The 15,048-nt window shown below is 69.5% G+C and carries 18 protein-coding genes; 12 read left to right on the forward strand and 6 right to left on the reverse strand.

Annotated elements, in window-relative coordinates; genetic code table 11:
- Window positions 1-41 precede the first annotated feature (41 nt).
- Complete coding sequence (locus tag ACIQAC_RS31185) at window positions 42-614, forward strand: winged helix-turn-helix transcriptional regulator (RefSeq protein ID WP_402196873.1); 573 nt, start codon at window positions 42-44, stop codon at window positions 612-614.
- Window positions 615-680: 66 nt separating this feature from the next.
- On the opposite strand, the gene ACIQAC_RS31190 is transcribed toward ACIQAC_RS31185, so the two are convergent.
- The gene (locus tag ACIQAC_RS31190; RefSeq protein WP_402196876.1) at window positions 681-1,319 is read right to left on the reverse strand and encodes an HD domain-containing protein; all 639 of its coding nucleotides are present in this window, start codon (window positions 1,317-1,319) and stop codon (window positions 681-683) included.
- 215 nt (window positions 1,320-1,534) lie between these two features.
- On the opposite strand from ACIQAC_RS31190, the gene ACIQAC_RS31195 reads away from it, so the two are divergent.
- Window positions 1,535-1,939: a pyridoxamine 5'-phosphate oxidase family protein gene (locus tag ACIQAC_RS31195; protein WP_402196878.1), complete on the forward strand. Its 405-nt coding sequence runs from the start codon at window positions 1,535-1,537 to the stop codon at window positions 1,937-1,939.
- Window positions 1,940-1,983: 44 nt separating this feature from the next.
- Here ACIQAC_RS31195 and ACIQAC_RS31200 read toward each other — a convergent pair whose 3' ends face one another.
- The 3 genes from ACIQAC_RS31200 to ACIQAC_RS31210 all read right to left on the reverse strand — a co-directional run bounded on the left by ACIQAC_RS31200 (window position 1,984) and on the right by ACIQAC_RS31210 (window position 3,398).
- Window positions 1,984-2,496: a Dps family protein gene (locus ACIQAC_RS31200; protein ID WP_402196880.1), complete on the reverse strand. Its 513-nt coding sequence runs from the start codon at window positions 2,494-2,496 to the stop codon at window positions 1,984-1,986.
- Window positions 2,497-2,562: 66 nt separating this feature from the next.
- Window positions 2,563-2,958, reverse strand: a complete 396-nt coding sequence (locus tag ACIQAC_RS31205) for a gamma-glutamylcyclotransferase family protein (protein WP_402196882.1) — start codon at window positions 2,956-2,958, stop codon at window positions 2,563-2,565.
- A gap of 230 nt (window positions 2,959-3,188) precedes the next feature.
- Window positions 3,189-3,398 carry a DUF2180 family protein gene (locus tag ACIQAC_RS31210; protein WP_402196885.1) on the reverse strand — a complete coding sequence of 70 codons (210 nt, stop codon included), beginning with the start codon at window positions 3,396-3,398 and terminating at the stop codon, window positions 3,189-3,191.
- A 163-nt stretch (window positions 3,399-3,561) separates the two neighbouring features.
- Between ACIQAC_RS31210 and ACIQAC_RS31215 the strand changes: the two genes are divergently transcribed.
- Together ACIQAC_RS31215 and ACIQAC_RS31220 are read left to right on the forward strand one after the other, a co-directional pair.
- The gene (locus ACIQAC_RS31215; RefSeq protein ID WP_402196887.1) at window positions 3,562-4,455 is read left to right on the forward strand and encodes an alpha/beta fold hydrolase; all 894 of its coding nucleotides are present in this window, start codon (window positions 3,562-3,564) and stop codon (window positions 4,453-4,455) included.
- Window positions 4,456-4,555: 100 nt separating this feature from the next.
- Window positions 4,556-5,008, forward strand: coding sequence for a Fur family transcriptional regulator (locus tag ACIQAC_RS31220; RefSeq protein WP_402196890.1), 453 nt, complete (start codon window positions 4,556-4,558; stop codon window positions 5,006-5,008).
- Window positions 5,009-5,304: 296 nt separating this feature from the next.
- Here ACIQAC_RS31220 and ACIQAC_RS31225 read toward each other — a convergent pair whose 3' ends face one another.
- On the reverse strand, window positions 5,305-5,667 hold the full coding sequence (locus tag ACIQAC_RS31225) for a winged helix-turn-helix transcriptional regulator (protein WP_402196893.1): 363 nt from the start codon (window positions 5,665-5,667) through the stop codon (window positions 5,305-5,307).
- Between the two features lie 225 nt (window positions 5,668-5,892).
- Between ACIQAC_RS31225 and ACIQAC_RS31230 the strand changes: the two genes are divergently transcribed.
- Window positions 5,893-6,903 (forward strand): zinc-binding alcohol dehydrogenase family protein, encoded by a 1,011-nt coding sequence (locus ACIQAC_RS31230; protein WP_402197127.1) that lies wholly within the window; start codon window positions 5,893-5,895, stop codon window positions 6,901-6,903.
- Between the two features lie 89 nt (window positions 6,904-6,992).
- Window positions 6,993-8,231 carry a serine hydrolase domain-containing protein gene (locus ACIQAC_RS31235; RefSeq protein WP_402196894.1) on the forward strand — a complete coding sequence of 413 codons (1,239 nt, stop codon included), beginning with the start codon at window positions 6,993-6,995 and terminating at the stop codon, window positions 8,229-8,231.
- A gap of 467 nt (window positions 8,232-8,698) precedes the next feature.
- On the opposite strand, the gene ACIQAC_RS31240 is transcribed toward ACIQAC_RS31235, so the two are convergent.
- Window positions 8,699-9,235: a TetR/AcrR family transcriptional regulator gene (locus tag ACIQAC_RS31240; protein WP_402196896.1), complete on the reverse strand. Its 537-nt coding sequence runs from the start codon at window positions 9,233-9,235 to the stop codon at window positions 8,699-8,701.
- Between the two features lie 246 nt (window positions 9,236-9,481).
- On the opposite strand from ACIQAC_RS31240, the gene ACIQAC_RS31245 reads away from it, so the two are divergent.
- The 6 genes from ACIQAC_RS31245 (at window position 9,482) to ACIQAC_RS31270 (ending at window position 14,974) form a co-directional block, all read left to right on the forward strand.
- Window positions 9,482-10,516 carry an SDR family oxidoreductase gene (locus ACIQAC_RS31245; RefSeq protein WP_402196899.1) on the forward strand — a complete coding sequence of 345 codons (1,035 nt, stop codon included), beginning with the start codon at window positions 9,482-9,484 and terminating at the stop codon, window positions 10,514-10,516.
- Between the two features lie 106 nt (window positions 10,517-10,622).
- Window positions 10,623-11,609, forward strand: coding sequence for a BtrH N-terminal domain-containing protein (locus tag ACIQAC_RS31250; RefSeq protein WP_402196902.1), 987 nt, complete (start codon window positions 10,623-10,625; stop codon window positions 11,607-11,609).
- 226 nt (window positions 11,610-11,835) lie between these two features.
- Window positions 11,836-12,570 (forward strand): helix-turn-helix domain-containing protein, encoded by a 735-nt coding sequence (locus ACIQAC_RS31255; RefSeq protein ID WP_402196905.1) that lies wholly within the window; start codon window positions 11,836-11,838, stop codon window positions 12,568-12,570.
- Window positions 12,571-12,687: 117 nt separating this feature from the next.
- Complete coding sequence (locus ACIQAC_RS31260; RefSeq protein ID WP_402196908.1) at window positions 12,688-13,323, forward strand: metal ABC transporter ATP-binding protein; 636 nt, start codon at window positions 12,688-12,690, stop codon at window positions 13,321-13,323.
- A complete protein-coding gene (locus ACIQAC_RS31265) occupies window positions 13,320-14,201 on the forward strand; it encodes a metal ABC transporter permease (protein WP_402196910.1) in 882 nt (293 codons plus the stop codon). Before ACIQAC_RS31260 ends, ACIQAC_RS31265 begins: the two co-directional genes overlap by 4 nt.
- Window positions 14,147-14,974 carry a metal ABC transporter solute-binding protein, Zn/Mn family gene (locus ACIQAC_RS31270; protein ID WP_402196913.1) on the forward strand — a complete coding sequence of 276 codons (828 nt, stop codon included), beginning with the start codon at window positions 14,147-14,149 and terminating at the stop codon, window positions 14,972-14,974. Before ACIQAC_RS31265 ends, ACIQAC_RS31270 begins: the two co-directional genes overlap by 55 nt.
- Window positions 14,975-15,048: the final 74 nt, after the last annotated feature.

Genomic DNA, 15,048 nt, shown 5'->3' on the forward strand with positions numbered 1-15,048 from the left:
CTGACTCCGTACCGCAAGAGCCAGGTTCTAGGATGGTGTTCATGGCAGACGTGACACAGCACCCCTCGGACGAAGAAGGTGTCATCACCCGCGTCGGCGCCTTCGCCGACCGGGACGCCTGGACCGCCCAGGGATGGTGTTCCATCGAGCGGGCGCTGGAAGTCGTGGGCACCCGCTCGACCATGATCCTGCTGCGCGAGGTCTACTACGGAGCCAACCGCTACGAGGATCTCGCGCGGCGCACCGGACTGAGCGAGGCCGTCACCGCCGGCCGCCTCAAGCAGATGGTCGCCGACGGCCTGCTCGACCGGCGCCCCTATCGCGAACCCGGCGCCCGCACACGCAACGAGTACGTCCTCACGCCCCGTGGGCGCCGGCTCTTCCCCCTGGTCGCGGCCCTGATGGAGTGGGGCGGGACCCTCAAGGAGCCGAACTCGGGGGTGGAACTCGTCCACGCCGGCTGCGGTGCCCGGCTCGGCACGGTGGTCCGTTGCGAGAAGGGCCACGACGTCTCGCTCACGGAGACGGAGGCGAGGATCGTCGTCCGCGAGACGAAGGGGAACGCGGCGGCGGAGGGGAGTGCGGCGGCGAAGGGGAGCGCGGCGGAGGAGTGAGGGGCGGTGGTCGGGGGAGTGTGCGTCACACGTGGCTCCCCGCCGCCCCGTCCTGTTCCGGTCCCGCTACTCGGGCCACGCCGAGTTCTGGATGACGTCGACGAAGTCGACGCGCTGGTAACCGGGTACGAAGTGCTCCAGGACATCGGCGTTGACGGTCCCGAACGTGGTGTCGGGGCGGTGCTGGAACCCGTCCGTGAACGCCTGAAGGATCTGCTTCTTGAAGTCGGGACGGGGATGGGCCTTCGTCACCTCGGCGATGTCGGCCTCGGTGATGTTGCCCAGCCGCATGCCGAGCACGTCCGTCTCGACACCCGCGGTGGTCGCCGCGATCTCCGGCGCCATCTTCCACGGCACCTCGGGGGTGGTGTGCAGAGCGATCGCGGTCCACACGACATCGGCGTCCGAGGCGCTGTAACCGTGGTCGAGGAGGAAGGCACGGGCCTGGTCGGCGCCGTCGAGCTCGAACCGCTGGTCGTCGCTGCGGTACGGCGACACAAGACCGGCGTCGTGGAAGAGCGCGGCGACGTAGAGCAGCTCCGGGTCCGGCTTCAGCCCCGCCTTGCGCGCCTGAAGGGTGCCGAACAGGAACACCCGCCGGGAGTGGTTGAAGATCAGCGGCGTGGTGGTGTGCCGGATCAGGGCGGTGGCTTCGGCGGCGACGGTGGTGTCGGGGATCGTGACACCTGCGATGACCTCACTCATGGGAGGCTCCAATCGATTCAGTGATCGGTGGGTATGCCTCCAGGTTCCTCGGACCGGAGCCCGGTGTGAGGTGCGTGGACGGCCGTAGGACCCTCGGTTCCGGACATGAGCCGGGCCGCCCCCATGGTCTTCGCTGATTTGTACCGTGTCTATTCTTGGTGGGCCCGGTCGTGGACGCAGTGACCATGACGCGGCCCACGCGAAGGGTGTCAACGATGAACGGCCTCGTACGCTCCGATCCCGGATTCCTGGCCTTCTGGCAGGAACGGCACATCGCCACGCTCTGCACCACGCGTCCGGACGGCTCGCCGCACCTGGTCCCGGTCGGCGTGACGTACGACCCGGACACGGGAATCGCACGCGTCATCAGCTCACGGACGAGCCGCAAGGTGCGCAATGTGCTGGACGCCGCCGCGCCCGCGAAGGTTGCCGTCAGTCAGGTGGACGGGGCGCGTTGGGCCACCTTGGAGGGGGTCGCCGTGGTCAGGTCCGACCCCGCGTCGGTGGCGGACGCGGAGCAGCGCTACGCCCGGCGTTACAAGCAGCCGCGGCCCAACCCCGATCGCGTGGTCATCGAGATCGATGTGACGCGTGCGATGGGGTCGAGGCCGCGGGGGTAAGGGCGAGCGGGGGGGGGCAGTGGGGGTGGGAGTGTGGGCCGGGATCAGGAGTGCGGCACCTGGTCGCGCAGCAGCCAGGCCTGCTTGTCCACCTCTTCGATCGCGGAGTTGATGAGATCGGCCGTCGCCGAGTCCTCGCGGTCGACGCCGGGGTGTGCCGAACGGAGCACCTGAGACACGGAGTTGAGGCGTCCCAGGATCTGCCGTGCGCCGTCCATGCTGTCGAGCGTTCCGGTCGGGATCGCCGGCAGGCTGGTGGTGCGGGCGACGGTGTCGGTGGTTCCGTCCGGGGCCGCGCCGAGAGCCCGCAGTCGCTCGGCGAACGTGTCGGCCTGCGTCCGCGCGAGGGACGCGATCTCGTCCAGCTGGAGGTGCAGGCTGCGGAAGGAGCGGCCCGAGATGTTCCAGTGCGCCTGCTTGGCCTGCGCCTGGAGCTCAAGGAGGTCGACGAGGATCCCCTGCACCGTCGCCGACAGCTTCCGCGAAGCCTGCGGAGACGGGGCGTCGTGGTGGCGACGGGCGGAGATGACGGGCTGATCGTGCAGCGTTGTGGTCATGGAACTCTCCTTTGTGCGCCGGGACATGGGTTCTGGGGGCGGGCTGGGGGCTTCGGCGCCTGGATCTCAGGCGGCCAACTCCTGCGACTCGGCGGGTACGGCACCCCTGCTGAGCAGGGGCGGACGGTACCGTCGGTCGACATACGCCCACGCGGTGATCCCCGAGCCGAGCTCGACGGGGACGCGATGGAAGCCGACGCCGCTGTGGCGGTCGACCGCGTCCAGTTCGGCCTCGGTCAGCAGATAGACGGTGCCGCGCACCCTTGTGCCGGACGAGGTGCCCAGTACGGCCATCGGATGGCGGGCGGAGCCGGTCGCCGCGATCAGGTCGGTGTCGTCGAGCTCCGCGACCGTGAGGACGAACCCGGGGAGGTGGTCCGGCGTTCCGTCGACCGTCCGGCCGAGGAACTGCTCCTGGACGCCGATGTCTTGGAGGGCGCCGTACGAGAACAGGGGGATCACACCGCCCTGTTGTCCCGCCGAGGTCCCGTCCCCGAGCTGTGAGAGGGGCTTCGCGGGCGGGGGCCCGTGGTGAGCGGAATGGTTACCGGGGTCGAACATGGGCGCTCCCTCGCTCGGTCGGACCCGAGGTGGGGCGGGGTGCCGCCTCCACCGATGTTGCCAACCTCGAAGCTACGCCCAAGAGTGGACTGAGTCAAATATAGGGAGGGAGTGCTGGTGGGGGGCGTACTTCAGTAGGCCGTGGCGGCCGTGTGGCAGGCGTTGCAGACGAAGAGTCGGGCGCGCTGTGGGCTGACGGAGCTGCCCATGCCGTTGGAGCGCTGTACATGGGACTGGAGAACGTGTGCGTGATCGGGGCAGGAAGCCAGTCCGCAGCGTGCGCACACGCCGACGGCGGAGCTCTCCTGGTGGCCGTCTTGGATGCAGTCGTAGCAGGTCATGGGTGTCTCCTGGGGGAAGATCGGGGATAGGGGGTGCGTTGTCGAAGTGGTGGGCGTGGGTCGGCGCGGCCGGATTGACGCCCTCATGGCAAGTTAGGTCCTAGAGTGGAGTGAGTCAATTTTAGGGATGTCGGAGTGTCGGCGCCGGGAATGCTGAGGGACGATGACAACAGGCGTAACGCCTCCGGGGCGGCTGGGGGAGACCCGGCTCGCGAGCGGGCGTGTGCTCGGCTGGGCAGAGTGGGGATCACCCTCGGGGTGGCCGGTGCTGCTCTGCCCCGGGTCCGCCACGAGCAGATGGCTCGGGGTCGATGTGCGTGCCGTCCAGTGGCTCGGCGTACGGCTGATCTCCGTGGACCGTCCGGGCCTCGGCGCGTCCGATGCCATGGCCGACTGGACTCTGCACAACTGGGCCGCGGATATCGGTGAGTTCGCTCGGCTTCGTGGGTTGCGAGGTATGGCGGCTCTCGGCTACTCGATGGGCGCGCCCTGCGCTCTCGCCTGCGCCGCGGCCGGCGTGGTCACCGGTGTTGCCGTGGTCTCGGGCACGGACGAAATCGCGCATCCGGCCTTCACGGACCTGCTCGAACCCGAGGCCGCGATGCTTGTGCGGCTGGCGGCGAGGGATCCGGCGGCCGCACAGGGTCTGCTCGCGGAGGCCGCCACCGCTGACGCGCTCTTCGAGCTGATCACTGGCGAGTCCGGCGGCCGGGACGACCAAGTCTTCGGTGATCCGGACTTCCGGGACGCCTATCGACACGCCCTGGCCGAGGGCTTTGCCCAGGGCCCCGACGGGTATGCGCGCGAGACCGTCCTGGCCGCCATGCGCTGGTCTTTCGATCCGGCCACTGTCTTGGTTCCGGTGGATCTCTGGTACAGCGAGCACGACACGAACCCGTTCCACTCCCCGGACCTCGGGGTCACGCTTGCACGGCGCATACCCGCCGCGCGCCGCCATGTTGTGTCGGACGCGGGAGCCGCCCTCCCGTGGACCCACGCGGACGACATCCTCGGCACGCTGCTGGCCAGGGTGGCGGCGAGCGCGGGCAAGATTTGACTATATCCAAATAGGCGGCATGCTTGGTTGGTGAGCCGCCTGGGGACGGAGATTCACCGACGGGCGGAGAGTCGACGTGGACGTGGGGAGCGGGAGGGTCATGGACACCGAGCAGCTTGCCGGCGACATGCTGAAGCGCAAGGGTCTGCGCAACACGTCCCAGCGCCGCGCCGTGCTGACCGCCCTCCTCGGCAACCCGCACTCCACCGCGTCCGAACTCGAAGGCCGCATCGGTGTGGGCAAGCCCGCGCTGAGCGGACTGTCCCGGCAGGGCCTCTACAACGTGCTGGAGGACCTGACCAAGTCGCAGCTGATCCGCTGCATCGAGCCGGCCGGCTCCCCGGCGCGCTACGAACTCCGCGTCGGGGACAACCACCATCACCTGGTCTGCCGCAACTGCGGACGCATCGAGGACGTCGATTGCAGTGTTGGTGTCGCGCCCTGCCTCGACCCGATCGACACCAAGGGCTTCGCGGTCGACGAGGCGGAGATCACCTGGTGGGGCCTGTGCGGTGACTGCCGGCGTTTCGCGGGCGACGCCCGGTCCCAGTAGCCCGGCCCCAGTGAACTCATCCCGGTGAGCCCGGTCCCGGCGAGCTCTGCCGCCTCCGGCCGGTGAGTGCGAGCCCTACGACCCCGAGGCCCTATTGCTGTTGATATGCAATAACCTCTATCGTGCAGTAGTCCGGTATTCCGGTGGAACTCCGTCGGGATCGCCGACACGGACCGGGTGTGGGGTGCCGTCCCGCCTGAACGAACGCCTCCGTTCCAGGACGTCGCCCCGCACCTGCCCGAACCCCGGCTGGGCCGCACCGGGCCGGGCCGGGAGACTCGTACCCGCGTCGCCCGTCAGGCTGATTCCGGGAACCGGCCGATGTTGTCCTCCACCCAGTTGCGCAGATGCGCGAGCGGGATACAGGCGTCTTTTCCGAGCGGCGTCAGGCTGTACTCGACGCGGGGCGGGACCTCGGCGTAGACCCGGCGGTCGACGAGACCGTGGTCCTCCAGGCGGCGCAGGGTCTGGGTGAGGACCTTGGGGCTCACCCCTTGCAGGCGGGCGCGGAGTGCTCCGAAGCGCTGCGGCCCCTCTTCCAGCGCGCCGAGCGCGAGCGCGCTCCACTTGTTCGCGAGCAGGTCCAGCATGTCGCGGCAGGGACAGGCGGCGGAGTAGACACTCTTGGGGTCGTGGCATTCGGGAGACCTGGTTTCCATACGCCAACAGTACCCAATGGGAACTAGTGGCCCTTGCGGGTAACCACCCTGTGTTCCGTACTGTCGCGGACGTGTCCGTGCGGGCCACGCATCGACCGGCGCACCAGCCGCCCAATGCGACCCGCACGCCAAGCACCGAATCGACTGCACTCCGACCACGACTTCGATCTGCACATCGAAAGGTTGTCCGTCATGAACGACGTCCCCCACACCCTCCCCGCGACGATGCCCGCGGTCGGTTACCGCAAGTGCCTGCCGATCGAGGAGGCGGACAGCCTGCTCGACGTGGAACTGCCGGTCCCCGAGCCACGCCCGCACGATGTGCTGGTGCGGGTGGAGGCGATCGCCGTCAACCCGGTGGACTACAAGATCCGGCAGAGCGCCGACCCCGGCGGCGAGTTGAAGGTGCTGGGCTGGGACGCGGCCGGCACGGTGGTCGCCGTGGGCGAGGAGGTACGGCTCTTCCAGGTCGGTGACGAGGTGTTCTACGCGGGTGCGCTCGACCGCCCCGGCACCAACGCCCGCTACCACGCCGTCGACGAACGACTCGTCGCCCGCAAGCCCACCACGCTCTCCTTCACCGAGGCCGCCGCGCTGCCGCTGACGTCCCTCACCGCGTGGGAGGGACTGTTCGAGCGGCTGGGCCTGCGGGTCGGCGCGCTGGAGCAGACAGGCGCCCTGCTGGTCACCGCCGCCGCCGGCGGTGTGGGTGCCGTCACCGCCCAACTGGCCCGCGCACTGACCAGCCTGACGGTCGTCGGTACGGCGTCCCGGCCGGAGAGCGTGGAGTTCGCGCGCCGGATGGGTGTGCACCATGTGATCAACCACCATGAGCCGCTGGGGCCGCAGCTTGCCGAGGTGGCGCCGAACGGCGTCGACCACGTCTTCAGCACCACGGGGACCGACCGCAACCTGGCCGCGTACGCGGAGGCGTTGAACCCCTTCGGCCACGTCGTCGCCATCGACGACTTCGACGCCCTGCCGATCGGGGTGCTCAAGGCGAAGAGCATCTCCTTCCACTGGGAGTTCATGTTCACCCGCTCGATGTTCAGTACGCCCGACCAGGCCGTGCAGCACCACATCCTCACCCAGATCGCGCGGCTGGCCGACGCCGGCATCCTGACCACCACCGCCACCCGTGACTTCGGCCCGATCAACGCGACCAACCTCCGTGACGCGCACCGGCTCCAGGAGTCGGGCAAGGTCGTGGGCAAGACCACGCTGACGGGGTTCTGAGCGACAGGAGTGAAGCAGGGGGATTTCCCCACCTGCCTCCGGGTGGCACCCTCATGGTGCCGGTGACAGCGCTCGCAGATGCTGGCCGCATGTCCAAGCCATACACAAAGAACACCGGGTCCCGTCTGGCTGTCGCCCTGGTCGGCGCTGTACTCGCGGCCGTTGCTCCGGCGGTGCCCGCCTCGGCGGGCCCGGTGTCGGCCCTGACTCCCGTGACGCCGTCCCCGGCCGGGGACGGCGGTCCACTGAGCCGGGCCGAACTGCGGGCGGAGGTGGAGCGCACGCTCAAAGATGCGGGCTACGTGGGGATTTCGGTGGAGGTCCGCGACGGGCACCGTCGTGTCCAGGCCCGCGCGGGGGAGGTGAAGCTGGGCACCGGCCGTCCCGTGCCGCACGGCGGATCCCTACGGGCCGTCAGCGCGACCAAGCCGTTCGTCGCCACGGTGATCCTGCAACTGGTCGCCGAGGGACGGCTGTCGTTGGACGACACCGTGGAGAAGTGGCTCCCCGGTGTCGTCACCGGCAATGCCAACGACGGCAGGCGTATCACTGTCCGTCATCTGCTCCAGCACACCAGCGGCATCCACAACTACGACTACACCGACGACACGGGTGGCGATGCCGCCGCGTTCCAGCGGCACAGATTCGACCGTGTCGAGCCGGAGCAACTCGTCGCGGGCGCCATGCGCAGCAGGCCCGACTTTCCGCCCGCCGACCCCAACGACCCCGAGCCGGACTGGAACTACTCCAACCCCAACTACGTACTCGCCGGAATGATCATTGAGAAGGTCACCGGTCGGCCCTGGGGCACGGAAGTGCACGACCGGATCGTCAAGCCCCTTGGTCTGCAAGGTACTTACGCTCCTGGACATGATCCGTTCCTCCCCGGACCGCATGCCCACACGTACCACCGCTTCCCGGGTTCCGAAGGCTGGACCGACACCACCGTCCGCGACATGTCCTGGCTCGACGCGGCCGGCTCCCTCGTCACCACGGAACGCGATCTGGACCGCTTCTTCACGTCCCTGATGCAGGGACGCCTGCTGGCACCACGGGAACTGGCCCGGATGCGTCAGGTCGTGCCCGTCGGCGAGGACTTCCAAGTGGCCTTCCCCGGGCTCCATTACGGGCTGGGGCTGATGCGGCAACCGTTGAGCTGTGGGGGCCATCGCTGGGGCCACGGCGGGGACACCGACGGTGGCACGGTGTCAGGGACGGCGTCACGGACGACGGATCGCGCAGCATCGTCATCAACGCGACCGGCAAGGACCCCGCCGACGAACCGCTGCTGCGTGCCGAGGCGGCCGTCCAGCGCCTCACCGACCTAGTGTTGTGCGAGGGCGTCCGCTGACAGGGTGTGTGCGGCGCCGGCCCGCCACGCCGTTCTGATCTTGCCGAAAGGCGGACTGCGGCACCGCCGCCCAGTCGTAGGTGAGCGTGACCTCGCCGCGGGACGGACCGAGCGGCGAGATGTCGTAGTGCCAGAACCAGCCGCCGAAGGCCAGTTGACCGTCGTCCCTGCGGCAGCCCGTCATCCAGCCGATGGCGTGCGGGGGTCGAGGGCCCGGACCCTGTCGACCACCTGGTAGTCACCGTTCGGATGGTCCGGGTGGTACATGTCCATCTGGAAGATCTGGCCCACCTCGGTCAGGCGCTGCCGGTCGGCGGCTTCCTGGATCCAGCCCGTGCCGTCGATCGCCGCGTGGGTCGTCGGGTCGTGGAACCTTCACCATGGAGACGCCGCGCAGAGGCACAACTCACCGGTCAGGCGGCAGCCGGAACGGCCGTGCCGCGGCTACCGGTGCGCGCCGAGGCCGTCGAGGATGAGCGCGAGCATGTGGGGTGCGCGGTCCTCGGGGGTGGACGCGGCCCGCCACAACGCGCCGGTGAGTTGCAGAAAGTCCCCGGGCTCGGCGTCCACGCGGATGCTTCCGTCGGCCTTGCCGGCGTCGAAGAGCTCCGTGATCGCGGCGATCACCGGACCGTAGGTCTGCTCGGTGATCGCCTGCTGCGCGCCCGTGCCGAGGGCGTCACCGAGGCCGTGCTTTCTGCGCATGGCCTCGACGAGGTCGATCGTCCAGGCGCGCAGCGCCTCCAGTGGTGGCTTCTGGGCCAGCAGGTCGGAGACGCTGCCCGTGATGCGGGCCACCTCGTCCTTGTAGACGGCCAGGACCAGCGCCTCGCGGGTGGGGAAGTTGCGGTACAGGGTGCCGGCGCCGACCCCCGCGCGCTGGGAGATCTGGTTCATCGACGTGCTGCCGTCCGCCGCGAGTGCTTCTCGTGCCGCGGCGAGGATGCGCGCCCTGTTCTCACGGGCGTCTGAACGGACCACGGGACCTCACGTTGCTAAGTGGAGAGTTCTCCAGTACATTATCCGGAGAGCTCTCCGAATATTCTAAGGAGCGTCGTGCATTACAGCAAGCTTGGCACGACCGGCCTCGACGAGGTGGGTGGCCGGGATGGCCCTCACGTGAGACCCGTCGTTCACCGGCACCCTCAACCGCAAGATCCACAACACACACCGCCCCACGTTCCGCGGCACATACCGCAACGTGAGTCGCAAGCAGAGGAGACACACATGGCACAAGTACTTGTCACCGGAGGAACAGGATTCATCGGGAGCTGGTGCGTCCTGGCCCTGCTCGAAGCCGGGCACACCGTCCGCACCACGGTCCGCGACCTGCGACGCGAACCGGCACTGCGCTCCTGGCTCCACGAGGCCGCGTCCTTCGACGACGACCGCCTCACGGTCGTACGCGCCGACCTCGAACAGTCCGAGGGCTGGGACGACGCCGTCGCCAACTGCGACTTCGTGCTGCATGTCGCCTCGCCGACCCTGCGCCACACCCCGGCGAACGACGACGAGTTGGTGGTCCCGGCACGGGAGGGCGTCCTGAGGGTGCTGCGCGCCGCCCGCGACGCAGGGGTACGCCGGGTCGTCCTGACGAGCGCCTTCGGTGCCGTCGGGATCGGGCACGCACCCCGCTCGACCCCCTTCACCGAGGAGGACTGGACCAACGTGGACGGCGACATCCCGCCCTACCAGCGGTCCAAGACGCTCGCCGAGCGTGCCGCCTGGAAGTTCGTCGAGAACGAAGGCCATGGTCTGGAACTGGTGGCGGTCCACCCCGTTGGTGTCCTTGGCCCCCTGCTCGGTGTGGACGACCCGCCGTCCCTGCGGCTGGTGCGCAGGATGCTCGAAGGGCAGGTCCCCGCGTGCCCGCCCTTCGGCATGGGCTTCGTCGACGTGCGTGACGTCGCGGATCTGCACCTGCGCGCGATGACGGATCCGGCGGCCGCCGGCCAACGCTTCCTGGCAGTCGCCGGGCACAGCCTGCGCGTTGTCGACATCGCCCGCGTCCTCCGCGACCGCCTGGGTGAGCGCGCCGCAAAGGCCCCGACCCGCGAAATGCCCCTGTGGCTCGCGCGCACGCTGAGCAGGGTGAACCCGGAGATGCGGCTGCTCAGGCATCAGCTCGGCCGGGATCTCGACGCCACGAGTGCCAAGGCGGAGCGGGTTCTCGGCTGGCGGGCGCGTCCCATCGAGGACACCATCGCGGAGACCGCCGAGAGCCTTCTCGCGCACGGCATCGGGGCAAGGGCCGGCTCTTGACCGACTGGCCCGACGGACCCGACGGACCCGATTGACCCGATTGACCCGACGGACCTGACCGACCTGACCGACCCGGCCCACTGCACGCCGAGGCAGAATGAGCGGCATGGCGGCCATGGTGAAAGACCTCGATGCCCGAGGTATGCAGCACTGCGAGACCACGGCGCTGGGTGTGCTGCTGCGGCATGAAGGACTCGACCTGTCCGAACCCATGCTGTTGGGACTCGGCTCCGGACTGTCCTTCGTCTACTGGGACAGCAAGGCCATCGGATTCCCCTTCCTCGGAGGCCGGGTCAGGCCGTTCGAGCTCACCAGGAACCTGACCGCCAACCTGGGCCTGGAGTTGGTGGTCGCGGAGACCACGTCCCCACGCAAGGCATGGCAGAACGTGGCCGCACCGATCGACGTGGGCCGACCCGTCGGTCTCCAACTCGACAGCTACCACCTGGACTACTTCAGCAGCAGGGTGCACTTCGGCGGGCACGTCGTCGCCATGTACGGCTACGACGCGCAGGACGCGTATCTGGTGGACACCGCACCACAGGGCGGAGCCGTCTCGACGGGCCTCGCCGCACTGGCCCGCGCCAGAGCCGAACGCGGACCCATGACCGCCAAGCACCGCTCCTTCACCATCAGCGCGCCCGGCGGCCCACCCCGGCCAGAAGAACGGATCATCCCCGCGATCAAGACGTGCGCCGAGGTTTTCCTCAACCCGCCCATCGCGAATCTGGGGCACCGGGGTATCGACAAGGCCGCCAAGCAGGTGCCGAAGTGGCTGCAACGCGGTGACGATCCGCGCGACGACCTGACACGGACCGCCGTCCTGATGGAGAGGGCCGGCACAGGTGGCGCCCTGTTCCGCAATCTCTACCGGGACTTCCTCGCCGAGAGCGCCCAGCTGATCGACAGCGGTCACCTGCGCGCCGGCCACGCCCTGTACGCCGAGGCGGCCGCGCTCTGGACCCAGGTGGCCGGGCTCATCGGGACGGCGGGTGAATCCGGCGACGCGACCCACCTCGTGCAGGCCGGATCGGTCCTCCACGACCTGTCACGCGTCGAACGGGAAGCGATGCAGGCGCTGAACAGGCTTTAGTAGTGCGGGCCGGGCTTTCCAGCGCCAGAAACGCTACGTTGCCTTTGATGTTCGATCAACAGTCGTATTGCGTACTACTGCCATCCATACACATCGGACGCGGGATCGTGTTGCAATAACCATGCCCGCAAATGCAACGCCCCACCGTGACGCGTTGCAATGGCTTGCGAGCGGGCGCTAGGGTGAATGACCTTGGGGAGCATCGCCGAGGGTGAAGGAGACCGTTGTGCCGGGAGGCAGGCTCACGCAGGGCGAGCGGCAGCAGATCGCGCTGGGGCTGGCCGACGGCCTCGCGTACGCCGAGATCGCCAGGCGCCTTGAACGCCCGACCTCGACGGTCACCCGCGAGGTGATGCGCAACGGCGGCCCCACCGCCTACCGTGCCGAACTCGCCCACCGCGCCACGGCACACCGCGCTCACCGCCGCAGACAGGCCGCGCCCAGGCGTCCCGGGGAGCCGGTGCAGGCCCATGGCCGCGACGCCGAGGCGGTGCGCGCGTACGAGGAGATGTTCGCCGCCGCCTTTGTGCAGTCGGGCGCGCCCAGGATGATGGCCCGGGTGCTGGCCTGTCTGTGCATCACGGACTCGGGCAGTCTCACCGCAGCCGAACTCGTCCAGCGCCTTCAGGTCAGTCCGGCGTCCGTGTCCAAGGCCGTGGCGTTCCTGGAGAGTCAGGGACTCATCCGCCGCGAACGCGACGAACGCCGCCGTGAGCGGTACGTCTTCGACGACGACGTCTGGTACCAGTCGATGATGGCCAGCGCCCGCTCCACCGCCCAACTCGTCGTCACCGCACGCGAGGGCGTCGGTGTCCTGGGCCCGGGCACCCCGGCCGCCGCCCGCCTGGAGAACATCGCCCGATTCCTCGACTTCGTCTCCGAGAGCATCGCCCGCGCCGCGGAACAGGCCCGCGAGATCCTCCACACCAAGCCGGAGCCCACCCCGGACGGCACCACCTGAGGTGACCTCGCCGGTGGCGGACGGCCCGTCCTGACGGCCTTCTGAAATGGCCCCGCACCGCCGGGAACTCGCCGCCCACCCGCTCCGACTCCTCTGGGGGAGCGAGCAGGAGGTGGGATGGACGGTCTGGATGTGCGGATGCGCGAAGTCGCCTGTCGGCACGGCCGAGTCGAGGCGGTACGCGGTGTGGATCTCAACATCGGGGCAGGTGAGCGGGTTGCGCTGACCGGCACCAACGGGTCGGGCAAGACCACGTTGATCCGCGCGGTGCTGGGCCTGCACCGTCAGTCGAGCGGACAGGTCCTGGTCGGTGGCCGGGGCGCCGCGACGGCGGCCGAGTGGGCCTGGCGGCGCCGCGCGTGCGCCTGGATCCCGCAGAAGCCCGCCGTGGGCCGCTTCCCCCTGCTGGCTAACGAACTGCTGGCCAGCAGCGGGGCGCAGGCCGAAGCCGTTGTGGCGGCCGGGAAGCTCGGTGTGGGGGCCCTGACCGGACGGCCGCTGCACACCCTGTCCGGCGGACAGCTCCAGCGGATGTACCTGGCCCGCGCCGTCGGTTCCGTCGCCGCCGGCGCGGGTGTGCTGCTCGCCGACGAGCCCACCGCCGCGCTCGACTTCGCCGGGCAGGAGGAGGCCGCCGACGTACTGCTGTCCCTGCCGGTGACCGTGGTCGTCGTCACCCACGACCGGGCCCTCGCCGACCGCTGCGACCGCGTACTGGAGATGGCCGCGGGCCGGCTGCGGGAGGTCCGGTGAACAGCCTCGCCACCGCGGACCTCGGCGAACTCCTCCAGCTCGTACCCGTCCAACGGGCCGGTGCCGCACTGCTGTTGGCCGCGATCGGACTTCCCGTGATCGGTGTGGTGATCGTCGGACTCGACATCATGCCGGTGCGGTTCGCGATGATGCACGTCGCCCTCCTGGGCATCGCCGTCGGCCTGCTGACCGGGCTCGACCCCATGCTGTGCGCTCTCGTCGCCTGCGCCCTCGCCGGGGCCGGCGTCACCCCGCTCGCCCGTACACCGGACGGCCTGTCGGGTGCGATGGGGCTGCTGATGAGTCTCGCCATCGCCGCCGCGCTGCTGGTCCTGTCCGTGTCCGGGGTCAACGCACAGGGCGCGTTCGCCCTGCTGTGGGGATCGATCCTCTCCGTGGGCGCGCCCGACCTGTGGCTGCTGGCCGCCCTCGCCGTGGTGGTGCCGGCCCTGTTCTGGTGGCGCCGCCGCGACCTCGCCCTGCTGCTCCACGACCGTGAACTCGCCCTGTCCTCCGGGGTCCGCGTGGACCTGCTGACCCTGCTGCTCCTCGTCCTGGTCGCGGTCTCCGTGGCCGGGGCGATCAAACTGACCGGCGCGCTGCTCGTCGACGCCCTGACCCTGCTGCCCGCGCTCGCCGCACGCAGGCTCGGCACGTCGCTCAAGTCCATCACCGCCTGGGCGGTCGGCATCGGTGTCGTGGTGAACCTCACCGGGTTCCTCGTCGCGCTGAAACTCGACTGGCCGCCGGGCCCCGTCCTCGTCCTGACCGCCGGGATCGTCGTCCTGGCGGTCCACGCCATACCCGAACGGAGAATCAGCTCATGGCGCGCATCCGCGTCCGCACCACCCGCCGTGTCCCTTCCGTCCTCGCACTGAGCCTGAGTGCGGCGCTCGTCCTGACCGCCACCGCCTGCGGCTCCGACAACGCCGCCGACACGGACACGGGCGCGAGCGGGAAGCAGGGCGACGGCGCTCCCGTCGTCGTGGCCACCACCACGTGGGAGGGTGCCTTCGCCAAGGCCGCCGGGGCCGAGGACGTCACGGTCATCGTGCCCTCGTCCGCCCAGCACGCCCCGGACTACGACCCCAAGCCGTCCGACCTGACGGCCGTCGCCGACGCCGACTTCGTGCTCTACGCCCCCTTCGAGCCCTACGCCGAGAAGATCAAGGAGGCCGCCGGGTCCGACGCCGAACTCGTCGAGGTCGGCCTCGACAACGACGTGGACAAGGCGGGCGCCGAAGTCACCCGGCTGGGCAAGCTGTTCGGCACCGAGGACGCCGCCGCGAAGTGGAACACGTCCTTCGCGAGTGAATACGGCACACTCCAGGCCGACTTGAAGGAGGCGTGGCCCGGCGGCAAGGCTCCGGCCGTCGTCGCGCAGGCCTTCTCCGTATGGTCGGCGAAGATGACGGGCGCCGAGGTCACCGGCACCTACGGTCCCGACGCCGTCACCGCCCAGCAGCTCTCCGACCTGGCGAAGAAGAAGCCCGCCTACGTCTTCGACAACGTCCACATGAGCACGGGCGAGGTACTGCCGGACTCGGGGGCGAAGCAGGTCGAGATAGTCAACTACCCCGGCGAGGACCTGGACCTGCTGGCCGTGTTCAGGAACGCGGCCGAGACCATCAAGCAGGCCATGGCCTCGTAACGACAGACCGCCTCCGACACGAGTGCGGGGCCGCCCAGGAGAGTTCCGGGCGGCCCCACTCATGCTCGACGACG

The organism is Streptomyces sp. NPDC088387, from assembly GCF_044753385.1.
Taxonomy (GTDB): domain Bacteria; phylum Actinomycetota; class Actinomycetes; order Streptomycetales; family Streptomycetaceae; genus Streptomyces.